Here is a 16832-nt window from a genome sequence, read left to right as displayed (position 1 = left end):
CCGGCCATGGGCCAGATCGCGCTGCCGCTTGACTGGCCGGTGGCGGACCGCGACGAGGATTTTCTCATCTCCGACGCCAACCGCGCCGCGTTCGACCATTTCAGGCACTGGTCGCTCTGGCCAGTCATGGCGACCCTGCTCACCGGGCCGCGCAAATCGGGACGCAGCCTGCTTGGCCGCATCTTCGTCCGCAAGACCGGCGGCCGATTGTTCGACGATGCCGAGGACCATGACGAGGAAATGCTCTTTCACGCCTGGAACGAGGCTCAGGAGCGGAGGAAGCCGCTGCTGATCGTCGCGGACGTGCCGCCGCCCGAATGGAAGGTCCGCCTCCCGGACCTGCGCTCCCGCCTCGCGGCGACGCCCCATATCGCCATCGCCCGGCCCGACGACGCTTTGATCGGGGATCTCATTGTCAAGCTGCTCGGTGATCGCGGAGTTGCCGCCCCGCCCGAACTGGCGGAATATCTCATTCCCCGGATCGAACGCAGCTATGTCGCCGTTCAGCGGGTGGTCGATATCCTCGACCGGGCGATGCTGCTGCAGCATCGCCGGATGACGGTGCCGATGGCCCGCCGCGCGCTCGCCGACGCGGGCGTCATCAAGCGAGCGAGAGGCCGGGACTGACATGGATCCAGCGCCTTCGAATATCGCCAGCGACCCGGCGCCCGCCACTGGCGATGCCGCGCGCGCGCGCTATTTCAATCGGGAACTCTCCTGGCTCGCCTTCAACCGGCGCGTGCTCGAAGAGGCCAGCAACCCGGCGCATCCGTTGCTGGAGCGGCTGCGCTTCCTCTCCATCTCGGGCAACAATCTCGACGAATTCTTCATGGTCCGCGTCGCCGGGCTGAAGGGACAGCAATTGCTCAACGTCGAGGAGCGTTCGGCCGACGGGCTGACTCCGGCCCAGCAGCTCGCGGCGATCGGCGAAGAGGCGAACCGGCTTACTGGCGCGCAGCAGCAGGTCTGGCGCGAGCTCCGCATCGCGCTGGGCGAGGCGGGCGTGGATGTCATCAGCAACCGCGCCGAGCTGGAGCCGGGCGATTCGGACTGGCTCGACCGTCATTTCAGCGAGCAGATATTCCCGGTGCTGACGCCCCAGGCGATCGATCCGGCGCACCCGTTCCCGTTCATCCCCAACAAGGGCTTCTCGCTGGTCTTCGACCTGAAGCGGCGATCGGACGGCGAGCCGATACGCGAGTTGCTGATGGTCCCGGCGACCCTGAAGCGGTTCGTCCGGCTGCCGGGAGAGGCGGCGCGCTACGTCGCCATCGAATCGCTCATCCGCCGCCATATTTCGCGCCTCTTCCCCGATTACGACCTGCTCGGCGGCGGCGCCTTCCGCATCATCCGCGACAGCGACATCGAGGTTGAGGAGGAAGCCGAGGATCTGGTCCGCTATTTCCGCAGCGCGATCAAGCGCCGCCGCCGCGGCCGTGTCATCCGCCTGGAGCTGGAGGAGGATATTCCCGACAGCCTCGAACTGATGGTGCGCGAAGGGCTCGGCGCCGGCGAGGCCCTGATCTTCGAATCGACCGGTTTCCTCGGCATCGCCGATCTCGAGACTCTCGTCGAGGAGGATCGGCCCGACCTCAAATTCCCGCCTTTCACGCCGCGCTTTCCCGAGCGCATCCGCGAGCATGGCGGCGATTGCTTCGCGGCGATCCGCGACAAGGACATCGTCGTCCATCATCCCTATGAGAGCTTCGAGGTCGTGGTCGCCTTCCTCCGCCAGGCCGCCGAGGATCCGGACGTCGTGGCGATCAAGCAGACGCTATACCGCGCCGGCAAGCAATCTGCCGTGATCCGCGCCCTCATCGACGCCGCCGAGGCGGGCAAGTCGGTGACCGCCGTGGTCGAGCTGAAGGCGCGCTTCGACGAGGAGCAGAACCTCCTCTGGGCGAATGCGCTGGAGCGGGCTGGGGTGCAGGTCGTCTATGGCTTCATCGACTGGAAGACCCACGCCAAGGTGTCGATGGTCGTCCGCCGCGAGGAAAAGGGCTACCGCACCTATTGTCACCTCGGCACCGGCAATTATCACCCGGTCACCGCGCGCATCTACACCGACATCAGCTTCTTCACCGCCGATCCCCGGGTCGGCCGCGATGTCGCGCAATTGTTCAATTACATCACCGGCTATGTCGAGCCGCGCGACCTGGAGCTTCTGGTCATGTCGCCGCACGACATGCGCGACGAGCTCTCCCGGCTGATCGACGTCGAGACCGCCAATGCGAGGGCGGGCGAGGCCGCCATGGTCTGGGCCAAGATGAACTCGCTGGTCGACCCGGCGATCATCGACAAGCTCTACGCCGCCAGCGCCGCCGGGGTTCAGGTCGATCTCGTCATCCGCGGCATTTGCTGCCTTCGCCCCGGCGTACCGGGGCTGTCCGAGAACATAAGGGTCAAGTCGATCGTCGGCCGCTTTCTGGAGCATAGCCGTATCTGGTGCTTCGGCGCCGGCGACGCGCTGCCCAACCGGGCCGCGGCCGTCTATGTAAGCTCGGCCGACTGGATGCCGCGCAATTTCGATCGCCGGGTCGAATATATGCTCAAGATCGAGAATCCCACGGTGCACGCGCAGATACTGGACCAGGTGATGGTCGCGAACCTCATCGACAACGAGCAAAGCTGGCGTCTGCTTCCAGACGGCAGCTATGAACGTCTTTCAATCGACGACGACAAGCCCTTCAACCTTCACCGTTACTTCATGACCAATCCGTCGCTTTCGGGCCGGGGCGCGGCGCTGCGGGGCAGCGGCGCCGTGCCCAAGCTGCGGCTTCGGCGCGGACGCTGAGCGGCGTGTCTCCCCTCATGCGGCATCCGGTGGCGATCATTGATATCGGTTCGAACTCGGTACGGCTTGTCGTCTATTCGGGGCCGGCCCGCATTCCCTCGGTCATCTTCAACGAGAAGGTGATGGCCGGGCTCGGGCGCGGCGTCGTCCAGGATGGGGCGCTCGATCGGGCGGATGAGGAAAGGGCGCTCGCCGCGCTCCGGCGCTTCCGGCTGCTGACCGACCAGATGGGCGTCCGCCATGTCCGCGCGGTCGCCACCGCAGCGGTCCGCGACGCTTCCAACGGCGAAGAATTCCTGGAAAAGGTCCGCGCCGTCGGCTTCTCGCCCGAGCTCCTTCCCGGCGACCAGGAAGGTCATATGGCGGGGCGGGGCGTGCTTTCCGGCATTCCCGGCGCCGACGGCCTGGTCGGCGATCTTGGCGGCGGCAGCCTCGAACTCGTGGACGTCTCCGACGAGAAGGTGCGCACGAGTGCGTCGCTGCCTCTCGGCGTGCTGCGGATAGACGCGGAGCAGGGCGAAGCGGCGCTGGCCAAGCGCGTGGCCAAGGCGCTCGACCGGTGCGGCTTTCGGGAACGAGGAAAGGACCGCCCTTTCTATCTCGTCGGCGGATCCTGGCGCGCGCTGGCGCGGATCGACATGGACCGGATCGATTATCCGCTGCCGATCATGCACCAATATCGGATGGCGCCCGACCGCCCCGCGGCGCTGCAATCGGAGATATCCGGCCTGCATAAGGCCGATCTCAAGCATCTCCCCTCCTTTTCGACCTCGCGCCTGCCGACCCTGCCGGCGGCGAACATGCTCCTGAAGATATTGGTGCGGGAGCTCGAGCCCTGCGAGCTGGTCGTCTCCAGCTTCGGCATTCGGGAAGGCCTGCTCTACGACGCGTTGGACCCTGCGACGCGAAGGCTCGACCCTTTGATCGAGGCGGCGCGGGAGGTCGGCGGCCAGATCGGCCGCTTCGACGAGCATGGCGCCCTGCTCGATCGCTGGATCGGCCCGATCTTCGACGATGAGCCTGGCTTGGCCCGGTTGAGGCTGGCCGCATGCCTGCTCGGCGACATCGCCTGGCAGGCGCATCCCGATTTCCGCGCGGAACGCGGCGTCGACATGGCGCTCTACGCCAATTGGGTGGGCATAGACGGGCCGGGCAGGGTGATGCTCGCCCAGGCTTTGTTCAGCGCGTTCGGCGGCGGGCGCAGCTTCTCCACCCTCGATGTGGCGCGGCTGTGCGACAAGGCGGCCCTCGCTCGCGCGGCCCAATGGGGGCTCGCCATGCGTCTCGCTCAGCGGTTGAGCGGCGGCGTCGCTGCCAGCCTGAAGCGGAGCCGCCTGGTGCGCCGCAAGGACGTGCTCCGCCTGGAGTTCGAGAAGGGGGACGAGATGCTGTACGGCGAGGCGGTGGAGCGGCGCTTCAAGGCGCTGGCCGGCGCGATGGATTGCTCGGCCGAAACAGGGCGCGTGACGGGAACAACTACCCGCAGGTGATCCCTTCCACCCGGTTCTGGGCGTCCAGCTTGATGTTCAGCCGGTCGGCCCGATAGTCCATCGTCACCGCCTGGCCGGGCTGGATCCAGCGAATCGCGCGCGCGCCTGTCAATCGAAGGGCTTCGGCGCCCAGCTCGGCGGTCGCCGCCTGTCCGACCAGGCCATTAGCGGCGGCGGCATCGCAGCTGTTCTCCCCGCCCATCGGCGGCGGCACGGGGCCGTCGTCCGCGACGGCGGTCGTACAACCGGCCGTCGCCAGCAATATCGCGCTCCAGGCTGCTCTTATCATCATGTCTCGGCCTCCGTTCGGGTCATCGCCAGCTTGCCGTTGCGGATCGCGAAGGCCAGGCGGCCCTCGACCAGGTCGAGCGCGTCCCGCCCGAATTCCTCGAACCGCCAACCTTCGAGTATCGCAAGGCCCTGACGCCTGCCGGCGGCAAGAAGTTCCAGTTCCTCCGAGCGGGCGATGAGTTTGGCCGCGACATTGCTCTCGCGCGAGCGGATCTTGAGCAACAGTTTCAAAAGGTCGGCGACCAGAGCGCCTTCCTTGCCGAGCCCCGGCTGCCTGTCCTCCCGCTGCGGCATCTCGTCGGCAGGCAGGGGATGGGCGGAGGCCAGCGCCTCCATCATCCGGGCGCCGATGTCGTTGCTCTTCCAGCCAGCCGAAAGCCCGCGTACCCGCGCCAGCGCTTCCTGGTTGGCCGGCGGATGCGACGCGACGTCGGCGAGGGTCTCGTCCTTCATGATTCGCCCGCGCGGCAGGTTCTTGGAGCGCGCCTCGATCTCGCGCCACGCCGCCAGCGCCTTCAGGCGGCCGAGCACGTCGGGCTTGCGGCTCGAAATGCGGACCCGCTTCCAGGCCAGAGCCGGATCGTTGGCATAATTGGTCGGGTCGGCGAGCTTCTCCATCTCCTGGTCGAGCCAGTCGCCCCGGCCGGTCTTGCGCAGCCGCTCCAGCATCTTGGGAAACAGGGTGGCGAGGTGGGTGACGTCGCCGATCGCATAATCGATCTGGCGCGCGTCGAGCGGCCGCCGACCCCAATCGGTGAAGCGCGCGCCCTTGTCGAGGCTCTGGCCGAGCAGGCTCTCGACCAGGTTGGAATAGCCGACCTGCTCGCCCAGCCCCAGCGCCATCGCCGCGACCTGGGTGTCGAACAGCGGATGCGGCGTTCCGCCCGTCATGTTGAAGATGATCTCCAGATCCTGCCCGCCGGCGTGGAAGACCTTGAGCACATCCTCATTGTTGACGAGCAGGTTGAGGAGCGGCGTCAGGTCGATTCCGTCCGCCTTCGGGTCGATGGCCGCGGCCTCTTTCTGGTCGCCGATCTGGATGAGGCACAGATCGGGCCAATAGGTGTTCTCCCGCATGAACTCGGTGTCGACCGCGACGAAGGGAGAAGTGGAAAGGCGTTCGCACAAGTCGGCGAGCGACTGGCTGTCGGTGATGAGCGGATGGATATGCATTGCGCCGCTCTTAGCGACCGGCTCTTCCCTTGACAAAGGCTTGTCTCCCAAGCGAAGCGCTCGCCAGCATTTTTCACGAAAAGCCGAGAACCGGAAGCCAGCCCTCATGCACGCCTATCGCACCCACGATTGCGCCCAGTTGCGCGCCGCCGATGTCGGGACCCGGGTCAAATTGTCGGGCTGGATTCACCGCAAGCGCGATCATGGCGGCGTCCTTTTCGTCGACCTGCGCGACCATTTCGGGCTCACCCAGATTGTCGCCAAGGCGGATAGCGAGGCGCTGAGAATCCTCGACCGCCTCCGCGCCGAATCGGTGGTGACGGTGGTCGGCGAAGTCGTCTCGCGCGGCGCCGACGCGACCAATCCCAACCTGGCCACCGGCGAGATCGAGGTCGTTGCCGACCAGGTCACCGTCCAGTCCGCCGCCGAGGAGCTGCCGCTGCCCGTCGCCGGCGAAGCCGATTATCCCGAGGATATCCGCCTCCGCTACCGCTATCTCGACCTTCGCCGCGAGCGCATCCACCGCAACATCGTGCTCAGGAGCCAGGTGATCAGCTCGATCCGCCGGCGCATGGTCGATCAGGGCTTTACCGAGTTCCAGACGCCGATCCTCACCGCCTCCTCCCCCGAAGGCGCGCGCGACTATCTGGTGCCCAGCCGCGTCCATCCCGGCAAATTCTACGCGCTCCCGCAGGCGCCGCAGATGTTCAAGCAGCTCATCATGGTCGCCGGCTTCGATAAGTATTTCCAGATCGCACCCTGCTTTCGCGACGAGGACGCCCGCGCCGACCGCTCGCCCGGGGAATTCTACCAGCTCGATCTCGAAATGAGCTTCGTGACGCAAGACGATGTGTTCGCCGCGCTCGAGCCGGTGCTCGGGGGTGTGTTCGAGGAATTCGCCAACGGCAAGAGCGTGACCCAAGGCGCTTTCCCGCGCATCGCCTACAAGGACGCGATGCTGAAATATGGCAGCGACAAGCCCGATCTTCGCAACCCCATCCTGATAAGCGACGTGACCGAGCATTTCCGCGGCGCCGGTTTCGGCCTGTTCGCCAAGATCGTCGAGGGCGGCGGCATCGTCCGCGCCGTGCCGGCCCCGCGCGCCGGCGAGAAGAGCCGCAAATTCTTCGATGACATGAACGACTGGGCGCGCGGCGAAGGCCATGCCGGCCTTGGCTATATCAACATCAAGGACAATGTGCCCGGCGGCCCCATCGCCAAGAATCTCGGCGAGGAGGCCACCGCGAAGCTGATCGCCGAACTCGGCCTCGGCCCGAATGACGGCGTCTTCTTCGCCGCCGGCAAGCAGGCGCAGGCCGTCCGGCTCGCCGGCGCCGCCCGCACCCGCGTCGGCGAGGAACTGGGCCTGATCGAGGAAGGCGCGTTCAAATTCTGCTGGATCGTCGATTTCCCGATGTTCGAATATGACGAGGAGGCGAAGAAGGTCGATTTCAGCCACAATCCCTTCTCGATGCCGCAGGGCGAGCTGGAGGCGCTGGAGACCGGGGACCCCCTGGACATCCTCGCCTTCCAATATGATATCGTCTGCAACGGCGTGGAGCTGTCGTCTGGCGCGATCCGGAACCACCGCCCGGACATCATGTACAAGGCGTTCGAGATCGCCGGCTACAGCAAGGAAGACGTCGACCGCGATTTCTCCGGCATGATCAACGCCTTCAAATATGGCGCCCCCCCCCATGGCGGCTCGGCGCCCGGCATCGACCGCATCGTCATGCTGCTCGCCGGCGAACCCAATATCCGCGAGGTGGTCCTCTTCCCGATGAACCAGCGGGCCGAGGACCTGATGATGAACGCGCCGTCGGAGGTCTCGCCGAAGCAATTGCGCGAGCTCAGCATCCGCATCGTCGAACCGGCCGGCGCGGCGAAGAAGGACCCGGCCAAGGTGGTCGCTCCGGAGTAACGGCACGAATTGTCCCAACTCCCGCTCAGGCTGAGCTTGTCGAAGCCCTGTCCTTTCTTTTAACGCTGGAGCGGAAGGGCAGCCCTTCGACAGGCTCAGGGCGAACGGTGGTGGTTTGATTAACCTCTCAGACTATGAATCCGGCGCCAAATATCACGGCAATTATGGCGACACGCTCGATGCCCTCCAGGAGCGCCTGGCCCGCATCCTCGTCGCCCATGCCGTGCACAAGAAGCGCAGCATCGTCGTGGTCGAGGGCTGGGACGCGGCGGGGAAGGGCGGTACGATCAAGCGGCTGACCGCCGAATGGGATCCGCGCAGCTACAGCGTCTGGCCGATCGGGGCGCCGACCGAGGAGGAGAAAGCCCGCCATTTCCTCTGGCGCTTCTGGCGGAGGCTCCCCGCATCGGGCGAGATCGCGGTGTTCGACCGCAGCTGGTACGGCCGCGTCCTCGTCGAGCGGGTCGAGGGCTTCGCGTCCGAAGCGCAATGGCGCCGCGCCTATGACGAGATCAACGAATTCGAATGCCAGCAGGTGGAAGACGGCACCACCATGGTGAAGCTCTTCTTCCACGTGACCCAGGACGTGCAGGACGAGCGCCTCCAGGCGCGGCTCGCCCATCCGTGGAAGCGCTGGAAAGTGAGCCCCGAGGATTTCCGCAACCGCGCCCGCCGCGCCGATTATTTGAAGGCGGTCGGCGACATGTTCGCCCAGACGAACACGCGCTGGGCGCCCTGGCATGTCATCGACGGCAACAACAAGAAGGCGGCGCGGATCGCGGCGTTGAACGTCGTCGCCGATGCGCTGGAGAAGGCAGTGCCGATGAAGCCGCCCACGCCCTCGGCGGAAATTGAGGAGTTGGCCCGCCGCGCGTTCGGAAAAGATGGTTAACGAGCCGTAACGAAGCAACCTTTGCGCCCGCTCATGGTTAACGATGCATCAACCATGAAGGGGATGGCGATGCGCAAGACGCTGATCACTCTCACGCTCGTGGCCGGCGCGGCCATCGGCCTTTCGGCCTGCGCTTATTCCGGCGGCTACGGATCGGGCTATGCCTATGACGATGGCTCCTATTATGGCGACTATCGCTATGACGGCGGCGACTATGACACTGGCTATGCCGGAGGCGAGGATATGCTCGATCCCTGGCTGGGCCTGACGCCGGAGGGCAGGGACATCGTCGCGCTCGGCTTCAGCAGCGGCGGCCAAGGTCTGAGCGAAGACAAGGCCTATCGCGCCAACATCTGGTTCCGTCGCTATGCCGACACGGACGACGACCTCCGCCTCACCGACGAGGAGATCAGGCTGGCCCTGGTGCAAGGTTCGCGCGACCGGCCGTGGATGCGCGATTCCTATTGAAGGCGGCCCGGCTCCGGATAGCCGATCGCGACGATCTCATAGTCCTTTTCGCCGGAGGGCAGCCGCACCCGGCGTACGTCGCCCACCGCCGCGCCGCGTATCGCGCGCGCGATCGGGGAGCTCCAGCTGACCCGACCGGAGCCTGCATCGGCCTCGTCCTCGCCCACCAGGGTGACGATCCTCTCCTCGTCATTGTCGTCGGCAAGCGTCACCGTCGCGCCGAAGAAGACGCGGTTGCGATCCGGCTGGCTGGCCGGATCGACCACCGCCGCCTTGGCCATGCGCTTCGACAACCAACCGATCCGCCGGTCGATCTCGCGCAGCCGCTTGCGGCCGTAAATGTAATCGCCATTCTCCGACCGATCGCCATTGCCGGCCGCCCAGCTGATCGTCTCGACCAGCTTCGGCCGCTCGACGCCGAACAAAGCCTCATATTCCTCGCGGAGGCGGCGATAGCCGTCGGGGGTGATGTAATTGGGCCGGTCGTCCATTCGCCCACCGTCACGCGCCCGCGGGCGCGAGTCCAGACGGATTCGCGACGCCTCAGCCCGGCCGGCTCTTGCCGAGATAGTAAGACAGCCGCGTCGTCGGGCGCGTGCGGACCTGCGAAGGATTCAGCGCGTCGTAGACCACGGCGTTTTCAAGGACCCTCTGCACATAGCCCTTGGTCTCGGAGAAGGGGATTTCCTCGATCCACCGGACAATGTCCACGCCCGGCGTCCTGGGGTCGCCATTGGCCCTGATCCATTTGCGCACATTGCCGGCGCCCGCATTGTAGCTCGCGATCGCCAGCGGCGCGTAGCCGCCCCACTGGTCCATCAGCCCGGCGAAATAGCGGCTGCCGAGCATGATGTTGTAATCCGGATCGCGGGTCAGGCGGGCGAGGTCGTAGGGCAGGCCCATCTTGCCGCTGGTCTCGCGCGCGGTCGGCGGCATCAGCTGCATCATGCCGCGCGCGCCGACCGGGCTCATCGCGGCGCGGTCGAACGAGCTTTCCTGGCGCATGATGCCGTGGGCCAGCGACCAGAGGTGGCTCTGCGCCGGAGGGATCCGGACTTCGGGATAGCCGGCCCGGACGTAGAAGGGCGATCCGTCGTTGCGGGCGCTTCTCGCTACCCAGACGCTGAGGTCGGGGCGGCCGATCTGGCGGGCGAGCTCGGTCGCGAGCGCGCGCTCCTTGTCGTTCGCCGCATTTTCCGACAAAGCCCGGACGAAGGTCGACTGGTCCGACCAGCTGCCGAGTTGGCCGAGCAATCGGACCGCCTGGACCAGATCCTTCTGGTGGAAGGCGGCGCGATCCGCGGCGGTGATCTCGACGGCGGTCGCGGCGGCCGGCGCGGGGACCGGCCGGTTCAATTGCTCCAGAGCCAGCTGGCCGTAGAAAAGCTCTGGGTAGGCCGCGGCCCGGCCGAAATGGCTTTGCGCGCGGATGACCTGGCCGCTGGCCTGCGCCGCGCGTCCGGCCCAATAATAGCCCTTGGTCAGCACCTGCGACGAGCGGCCGCCATTGGCGTAGCGCACGAACATCGTCTCGGCGTCGGCCGGCCGGTTGAGGCGATGCAGGGCGACCGTCCCGGCGAGCCAGGCGAGGCTCGTATAATCGTCCCGCTCGCCATAGGATTGCGCGCTGATGTCGGTCCCGGGCGCATAAGCGTCGTCAATCTGCGAGGCGATCTGGTAGGCGGTCGACCATTGCCGGTCATTCTCCGCGCCCCGCGCCATCACGAGCAAGGTTTCGTACCATTTTTCGACGTCGTGCGGCCGCGACGAGAGCGTGCGCGAGCGCGCGAGGAGCGCGCGGGCGGCGGGGCTCTGGCTGGTGTCGCGCATCCGGTTGGCGCGGTCCCGCAGCACGCCCGGATCGCTGTTGGCGAGATCGCCGATGGCGGCGAGGCGGGAGTCGGTATCGGCGGCGCCGGTCTGCAGCGCGAGCCGCGCCTGATAGACCGGCCTTCGCGCGGGCGATGCATAGCCGAATGTCCTCAGCGCGCTCACCGTGTCGCCATTGGCGAGCAGGGTCTCCATCCTGCGGTCATGGTCCTGCGGGCCGAACGCCGCGCCGAACGAGGCGAGCAGGCGGTCCTCGTCGGCCCGCGGCAGCACGCCGCTCTCCCAGGCCGTGCGCGCGGCGGCGCGGGCTTGCTCTATTTGCCCCTCGGCCAGCAAGGCGAAGGCGTGGCGGGTATGGCCGATGCCGGTCAGCGGCGGCATGATCCGGAAATAAGCGATGACTTCGCCCGAACGCGTGCCATTGGGGTCGATCGCCCGTTCGGCCGTCCGCCGCATCGCGGTCTCGCCCGGCCAGCCGCGATGGCTCGTCAGGAAGGAGGCGTAAGCGGAAAAAGGAAGATTGTCGCTCTGCCTGAGGCTGTTCCAGCGGGCGAGCGCGGTGCTGATCCGGCTGCCGATCGCCGGCGGTGCCGGGGCGGGCGTCACGGCCTGTCGTTGAACGGGGGCGGGGGCGCTCTGGACGGCGGCGGTTCCGAGCTTCAGGCCGACATTCGGCGCGAGCGCGGCCCCGACCGTTCCGGCGGATGCGAGGAGAACGGCAAAGGTCGCTGCTTTTTTATGCATGCTGGACATTATGCCGACCCCCTCCTTATCAGGCCATGAACGAACCCGAGCCCGACCCTATGTCCGTCCCGGCTTCCGAGGTGAAGGAGCAGATCATGTTTCGCGGGTCGATACCGGCTCTGGTGACGCCATTTCGCGGTGAAGCGTTTGACGAGGCCGCGTTTCGTGACTTTGTCGAATGGCAAATTGCCGAAGGAAGTCATGGCCTTGTCCCCTGCGGCACGACCGGCGAGTCCGCCACGCTGACGGCGGAGGAACATTATCGGGTGGTCGGTGCCTGCGTCGATCAGGCGCGGGGGCGAATCCCGGTCATCGCCGGCTGCGGATCGAACAGCACGGCCTCGGCCATCGAGAATATGCAAGCGGCGGAAAGATTGGGGGCCGACGCCGCTTTGATCGTGCTGCCTTATTACAATCGCCCCAATCAGGAAGGCCTCGTCGCCCATTTCGCCGCTTTGGCGGGGGCGAGCTCGCTGCCGATCGTCGTCTACAACGTGCCTGGCCGGACCGTCACCGACATCGCGCCGGAGACGCTGGGCCGGATCGCCGAATTGCCGAGCGTCGTCGGCATCAAGGATGCGAGCGGCGACCTCACCCGCGTCACCGCCCATCGCGCGCTGTGCGGCAGGGATTTCGTCCAATTGTCCGGCAATGACGATCTGGCCCTGGGTTTTCTTGGAATGGGCGGCGTCGGCACGATTTCGGTGACGGCGAACGTCGCGCCGCGCCTCTTCGCCCGCTTCCACGACGCCTTTCTGTCGGGAGATGTCGCCACCGCCCTCGATCTGCAGGACCGCTTGTTCCCGCTCCACAAGGCCTTGTTCAGCGATGCTTCACCCGGGCCGGTCAAATATGCCCTTTCCCGTGTCCGCCCTGAAATGCCCTCCGACCTTCGCCTGCCGATGACGCCGCCTTCCGACGCCAGCCGCAAGGCCGTCGACGCCGCGCTCGACCATGCGGGCCTGACCTGATGGCCCGCCCGCGCCCCGAGGAGTTCGAGAAGGTCAAGGTCGTGGCCGAGAACCGGCGCGCGCGCTTCGATTATGCCATCGAGGAGAAGTTCGAGGCGGGGATCGCGCTCACCGGCACCGAGGTGAAGTCGCTCCGCTTCGGCGAGGGGTCGATCGCCGAAAGCTATGCCGAGGTGAAGGGCGAGGAGGTTTGGCTAATCAACGCCACCATCCCCGAATTCAGCCACGGCAACCGCCACAATCACGAGCCCAAGAGGCCGCGCAAATTGCTCCTTCGGCAGCGCCAGATCGCCAAGATGTTCGGCGCGGTGATGCGCCAGGGCATGACGCTCGTCCCGCTCTCCATCTATTTCAACAGCCGCGGCCGCGCCAAGGTCGAGATCGCGCTCGCCAAGGGCCGCAAGGCGCACGACAAGCGCGAGCATCTGAAGGAGCAGGACTGGAAGAGGGAGCAGGGCCGGCTGATGCGTCAGCATGGTTGAGCGGATCGGCCGCTGGCTGGCGAAGAAGGCGCCCAAGCGCGAGGAGCTGGCCGAGAATCGCTGGATGCGCCCGTTCGCCGGCCGCATCCTTCGAAGCGAGCTGTGGCGCTTCACCCGCCGATCCGTGCCGCGCGGCGTGGCGATCGGGCTGATCGTCGGCATCTTCCTGATGATACCCGGCCTGCAGATCATCGGCGCCGCCTTGCTGTCGGTCCCGTTCCGGGCCAACATCCCGATCGCCGCGGCGATGACCTTCCTCAGCAATCCGGCGACTACCCCCTTCATCCTGGTCGCTTCCATCTTCGTCGGCAACGCGCTCGGCTTCCGCGCCGACACGGCCGCATTTTATGCGCTCTACGAACGCCGCGCGGGTCCCGGCGAATGGTTTGCCTGGCTCTTCTCCGACGCCGCGCCGGCTTTGCTCTGCGGCCTGCTGGTCATCGCCTTCCTCGCCGCCGCCATCGGCTATGTCGTCGCCGATCTCGGCTGGCGCTGGTGGCAGGGCCGCAAATGGCAGAAACGCGGGCTCAGGCCCGGACGGGAACCGACGGACTGAGCGGCACGCGGCAATGGGCGGCGACGGCTTCGACCCATTTCACCACCATGTCGATCTCCTCGCCATGCGCCGCCACCGCCGCCTCATGCTCGGCCTCGCGCGCATCGACGCTGTAATCGACCTGGGAATATTTGCTGTGGCGCGAAAATACCGGGCCATGCGCGATCGCCTTTATCTCTGTGTCGCCGAGCCCCAGCCCGAAGAAAGCGGCGACATCGCGCAAAGTGGACGCCGGATCGGCGGTGAAATCGGCGCTGTCGACGATGGTGACACGGTCGCGACCCAGCCGGCGCGCCGCCTCGCCGAAATGGTGGATTTGCATCAGCCAGGCGAGGCCCGCGACCTGAAGGTCGGTGAGCTCGAACAATTCGCCCGCGTCATAGCCGAAATCGAGCGCGCTCCACGCGCCCGCGCTCCTGAACAGCTGGCGCCCCCAGATACGGCCCCACATGCCGCGCTTGACCATCGAACGGAGCAGGGTGGCGAGGTCCGAATGGAGCAAAACCGCGCGCGAACCTGGTAGCGCCTCGAGCGCGGGAAGGATCAGGCGGTTGGCGAAATTGGTCGGCTTGACGATCACCGTCTCGGCTGGCTCGAACGGCCGTGACAGCAGGCGAAGCACCAGTTGGAGCCGCTGGCGGTTGGCGGCGTCGTCGCTCCGCGCGATCCGATTGGCGAGGTTGATGAGGACGTCGGGCTCCTTGAGCCCCAGCGACCGGCCGGGGACGTCCAGCGCCTTCACCATCAAGGTCGAGCAGCAGAAAGCGGTGTGGAAGATGAAATGGAGCGGCGCGGCCGTCGCGGCGGCGGCTTCGGCGGCGATGTCGGCCGCCGGGTGGGTCACCTTGGCATATTCGCCCTTATAATGGTCGTCGCCGAGGAACATCAGCGCCTGCTGCTTGTCGCGCGGCACGAAGACGGAGGTGAGCTGCGCGCCGTCCGGCCCGTAAGTGTGAGGCAGCCATTGCGGATCGAGCGCCACGGCGCGTGGAGAGGTATCGACCATCCGCCCCTTCTATCGCCCCCTTGCGTTTATGCCAGCGTGCCGCGAGCCCATGGATTTGAAACCACGGCCCCGCTTCGCTAGAGAGCCTCCAACCCCCCGCATATCGAGAGGATGATGATGAAGCCCCTGGTCCTGCTCCTCGCCACCAGCGCCTTGGCCGCCTGCGCCACCACCGGAACCACCCCGCCCGAAGTCGCCGAACAGACCGCGACCGTCGCGACCGCCGCGGCGGGACCGGTCACGCCCGCGCCCGCCGAGGCGCCGCAGCTCGGCAGCTTCGGCTTCGACATGGCCGGCATGGACCGGACCGTGGACCCCGGCGACAGCTTCTACGATTTCGCCAACGGCGCCTGGGCGCGGACCACCCCGATCCCCGCCGACCGTTCCAATTACGGCATGTTCACGATGCTGGAGGATCTCTCCAACGAACGCACCCGCGAAATCCTCGACGAGCAGGCGAAGCTGCCCGGCTCCAAGATCGGCGACTTCTACGCGAGCTTCATGGACCGCGCCGCCGTCGACGCGAAGGGCTTCCAGCCGCTTGCGCCCGTCTTGAACGAGATCAAGGCCGCCGACTCGCGCGAGGCGCTCGCGGGGATGATGGGGCGCCTGAGCCGCATGGGCCTCGCCGCGCCGTTCGGCAATTATGTCGATTCCGACGACAAGAATCCGGACGCGGCCATCTTTCAATTCTCGCAGGGGGGTCTCGGCCTGCCCGACCGCGATTATTATCTGAGCGACGATCCGGGGCTGGTCGCCAAGCGGGCCGCCTATCGCGCCTATCTCGTCCAGCTGATGAAACTTGCCGGCGAGCCCGACGCCGAAGCCCGGGCGGACGCCGTGATGGCGCTGGAGACCGATATCGCCGAGGCGCACTGGACCCGCGTCGACAGCCGCGACGCCGACAAGACCTACAATAAGTGGACCCGCGGCCAGTTCGCGGCGGACGCGTCCGGCTTCGACTGGGACGCCTATCTGGACACGGTCGGCGTCGACGCGCAGCCCGCCTTCCTGGTCCGCCAGCCGAGCGCGATCGCCGGCACCGCCAGGATCGTCGGTGCCGCGCCGATGGCGGTGGTCCAGGATTACCTGCTCCTCCACACGCTCGACACCTACGCGCCGTATCTGTCGAGCGCCTTCGTCGACGCCAATTTCGCTTTCCACGGCACCACCTTGAACGGCACGCCCGAGAACCGGGAGCCTTGGAAGCGGGGGGTGGGCCTCGTCACCCAGGCGATGGGCGAGGAAGTCGGCAAATATTATGTCGAGCGTTATTTCCCGCCCGAGGCGAAGGCCGCCGCCGACGCGCTCGTCCAGAACGTGCTGGCCGCGATGGACCGCCGCATCCAGGGCCTGACCTGGATGGCGCCCGAGACCAAGGCGCGGGCGCAGGCCAAGCTCGCCGCCTTCACGCCCAAGATCGGCTATCCGGACGAATGGCGCGATTATTCGGCGCTGGTCGTCGAGCGCGACGACCTCGTCGGCAACGTCATCCGCGCCAACCAGTTCGAGCATCAGCGCAACCTCGACAAATTGGGCAGGCCGATCGACCGCGGCGAATGGTTCATGACGCCGATGACAATCAACGCCTACGCCAATTTCAACTGGAACGAGATCGTCTTCCCGGCCGCCATCCTGCAGCCGCCCTTCTTCGATCCCAATGCCGACGATGCGATCAATTATGGCGGCATCGGAGCGGTGATCGGCCACGAGATCAGCCATCATTTCGACGATCAGGGCAGCAAATATAATGAACGCGGCGCCCTCGAGGAATGGTGGACCCCGGGCGACGTCCAGCGCTTCAAGGCGCTCACCACCGCGCTGGTCGACCAATATGCCCGCTACGAGGTCCTGCCCGGCAAGACCATCAACGGCGAACTGACGCTCGGCGAGAATATCGGCGACCTCGCCGGCCTGGCCATCGCCTATGACGCCTACAAGGCGTCGCTCGGCGGCGAGGAGGCGCCGGTGCTGGACGGCATGACCGGCGACCAGCGTTTCTATCTCGGATGGGCGCAGATCTGGCGGCGCAATTATCGCGAGGACAATCTCCTCCAGCGCCTGCTCACCGATCCGCACTCCCCGTCGGAGCAGAGGGTCGCGGTCGTCCGCAATCTCGATCCCTGGTACGGCGCCTACGACGTCTCGGCGGACGATACGCTCTATCTGCCGCCCGAACAGCGCGTCCGCATCTGGTAGGCGTCCCGGGCCGCT

15 protein-coding genes are annotated in these 16832 nt (G+C 66.5%); 10 read left to right on the top strand and 5 right to left on the bottom strand.

Annotation, left to right across the window (positions count from 1 at the left end; translation table 11 throughout):
• Window positions 1-6: 6 nt before the first annotated feature.
• The 3 genes from ACFQRC_RS01310 to ACFQRC_RS01300 are packed head-to-tail and all read left to right on the top strand — an operon-like array spanning window position 7 to window position 4284.
• Complete coding sequence (locus tag ACFQRC_RS01310; protein WP_379956940.1) at window positions 7-627, top strand: chromosomal replication initiator DnaA; 621 nt, start codon at window positions 7-9, stop codon at window positions 625-627.
• Between the two features lies 1 nt (window position 628).
• Entirely contained in the window at window positions 629-2794 is a 2166-nt protein-coding gene (locus tag ACFQRC_RS01305) for an RNA degradosome polyphosphate kinase (protein WP_379956938.1), read from the top strand.
• Between the two features lie 29 nt (window positions 2795-2823).
• Entirely contained in the window at window positions 2824-4284 is a 1461-nt protein-coding gene (locus ACFQRC_RS01300; RefSeq protein ID WP_379956935.1) for an exopolyphosphatase, read from the top strand.
• Here the strand turns inward: ACFQRC_RS01300 and ACFQRC_RS01295 are convergent.
• Together ACFQRC_RS01295 and rnd are read right to left on the bottom strand one after the other, a co-directional pair.
• Window positions 4271-4576, bottom strand: coding sequence for an I78 family peptidase inhibitor (locus tag ACFQRC_RS01295; RefSeq protein ID WP_379956933.1), 306 nt, complete (start codon window positions 4574-4576; stop codon window positions 4271-4273). The genes ACFQRC_RS01300 and ACFQRC_RS01295 overlap by 14 nt on opposite strands.
• Window positions 4573-5748 (bottom strand): ribonuclease D, encoded by a 1176-nt coding sequence (gene rnd / locus ACFQRC_RS01290; protein ID WP_379956931.1) that lies wholly within the window; start codon window positions 5746-5748, stop codon window positions 4573-4575. Before rnd ends, ACFQRC_RS01295 begins: the two co-directional genes overlap by 4 nt.
• 106 nt (window positions 5749-5854) lie before the next feature.
• Here rnd and aspS point away from each other — a divergent pair, with 106 nt between their 5' ends.
• The 3 genes from aspS (at window position 5855) to ACFQRC_RS01275 (ending at window position 9029) form a co-directional block, all read left to right on the top strand.
• The gene (gene aspS / locus ACFQRC_RS01285) at window positions 5855-7669 is read left to right on the top strand and encodes an aspartate--tRNA ligase (RefSeq protein WP_379956928.1); all 1815 of its coding nucleotides are present in this window, start codon (window positions 5855-5857) and stop codon (window positions 7667-7669) included.
• Window positions 7670-7784: 115 nt separating this feature from the next.
• On the top strand, window positions 7785-8561 hold the full coding sequence (locus ACFQRC_RS01280) for a polyphosphate kinase 2 family protein (protein WP_379956926.1): 777 nt from the start codon (window positions 7785-7787) through the stop codon (window positions 8559-8561).
• A 69-nt stretch (window positions 8562-8630) separates the two neighbouring features.
• A complete protein-coding gene (locus tag ACFQRC_RS01275; RefSeq protein WP_379956924.1) occupies window positions 8631-9029 on the top strand; it encodes a hypothetical protein in 399 nt (132 codons plus the stop codon).
• On the opposite strand, the gene greB is transcribed toward ACFQRC_RS01275, so the two are convergent.
• Both greB and ACFQRC_RS01265 read right to left on the bottom strand, forming a co-directional pair.
• Window positions 9023-9520, bottom strand: a complete 498-nt coding sequence (gene greB / locus ACFQRC_RS01270; protein ID WP_379956922.1) for a transcription elongation factor GreB — start codon at window positions 9518-9520, stop codon at window positions 9023-9025. The genes ACFQRC_RS01275 and greB overlap by 7 nt on opposite strands.
• A gap of 52 nt (window positions 9521-9572) precedes the next feature.
• Window positions 9573-11612 carry a lytic transglycosylase domain-containing protein gene (locus ACFQRC_RS01265; RefSeq protein ID WP_379956920.1) on the bottom strand — a complete coding sequence of 680 codons (2040 nt, stop codon included), beginning with the start codon at window positions 11610-11612 and terminating at the stop codon, window positions 9573-9575.
• An 86-nt stretch (window positions 11613-11698) separates the two neighbouring features.
• Between ACFQRC_RS01265 and dapA the strand changes: the two genes are divergently transcribed.
• From dapA to ACFQRC_RS01250, 3 genes are read left to right on the top strand one after another with little or no spacing between them, the layout of a single operon-like run.
• On the top strand, window positions 11699-12574 hold the full coding sequence (dapA, locus tag ACFQRC_RS01260) for a 4-hydroxy-tetrahydrodipicolinate synthase (protein WP_379956918.1): 876 nt from the start codon (window positions 11699-11701) through the stop codon (window positions 12572-12574).
• Window positions 12574-13056 carry an SsrA-binding protein SmpB gene (gene smpB, locus ACFQRC_RS01255; RefSeq protein WP_379956916.1) on the top strand — a complete coding sequence of 161 codons (483 nt, stop codon included), beginning with the start codon at window positions 12574-12576 and terminating at the stop codon, window positions 13054-13056. The genes dapA and smpB overlap by 1 nt, the downstream gene beginning before the upstream one ends.
• Complete coding sequence (locus ACFQRC_RS01250) at window positions 13049-13612, top strand: DUF2062 domain-containing protein (protein WP_379956914.1); 564 nt, start codon at window positions 13049-13051, stop codon at window positions 13610-13612. Before smpB ends, ACFQRC_RS01250 begins: the two co-directional genes overlap by 8 nt.
• Here the strand turns inward: ACFQRC_RS01250 and ACFQRC_RS01245 are convergent.
• A complete protein-coding gene (locus ACFQRC_RS01245; RefSeq protein WP_379956912.1) occupies window positions 13584-14618 on the bottom strand; it encodes a hypothetical protein in 1035 nt (344 codons plus the stop codon). The two genes, ACFQRC_RS01250 and ACFQRC_RS01245, sit on opposite strands and share 29 nt — an antisense overlap.
• A gap of 114 nt (window positions 14619-14732) precedes the next feature.
• Here ACFQRC_RS01245 and ACFQRC_RS01240 point away from each other — a divergent pair, with 114 nt between their 5' ends.
• Window positions 14733-16817, top strand: coding sequence for a M13 family metallopeptidase (locus ACFQRC_RS01240; RefSeq protein ID WP_379956910.1), 2085 nt, complete (start codon window positions 14733-14735; stop codon window positions 16815-16817).
• Window positions 16818-16832 lie beyond the last annotated feature (15 nt).

It is taken from the genome of Enterovirga sp. GCM10030262 (assembly GCF_042666435.1).
Taxonomy (GTDB): Bacteria; Pseudomonadota; Alphaproteobacteria; order Sphingomonadales; family Sphingomonadaceae; genus Allosphingosinicella.
This window is presented reverse-complemented; position numbering and strand designations above follow the sequence as displayed.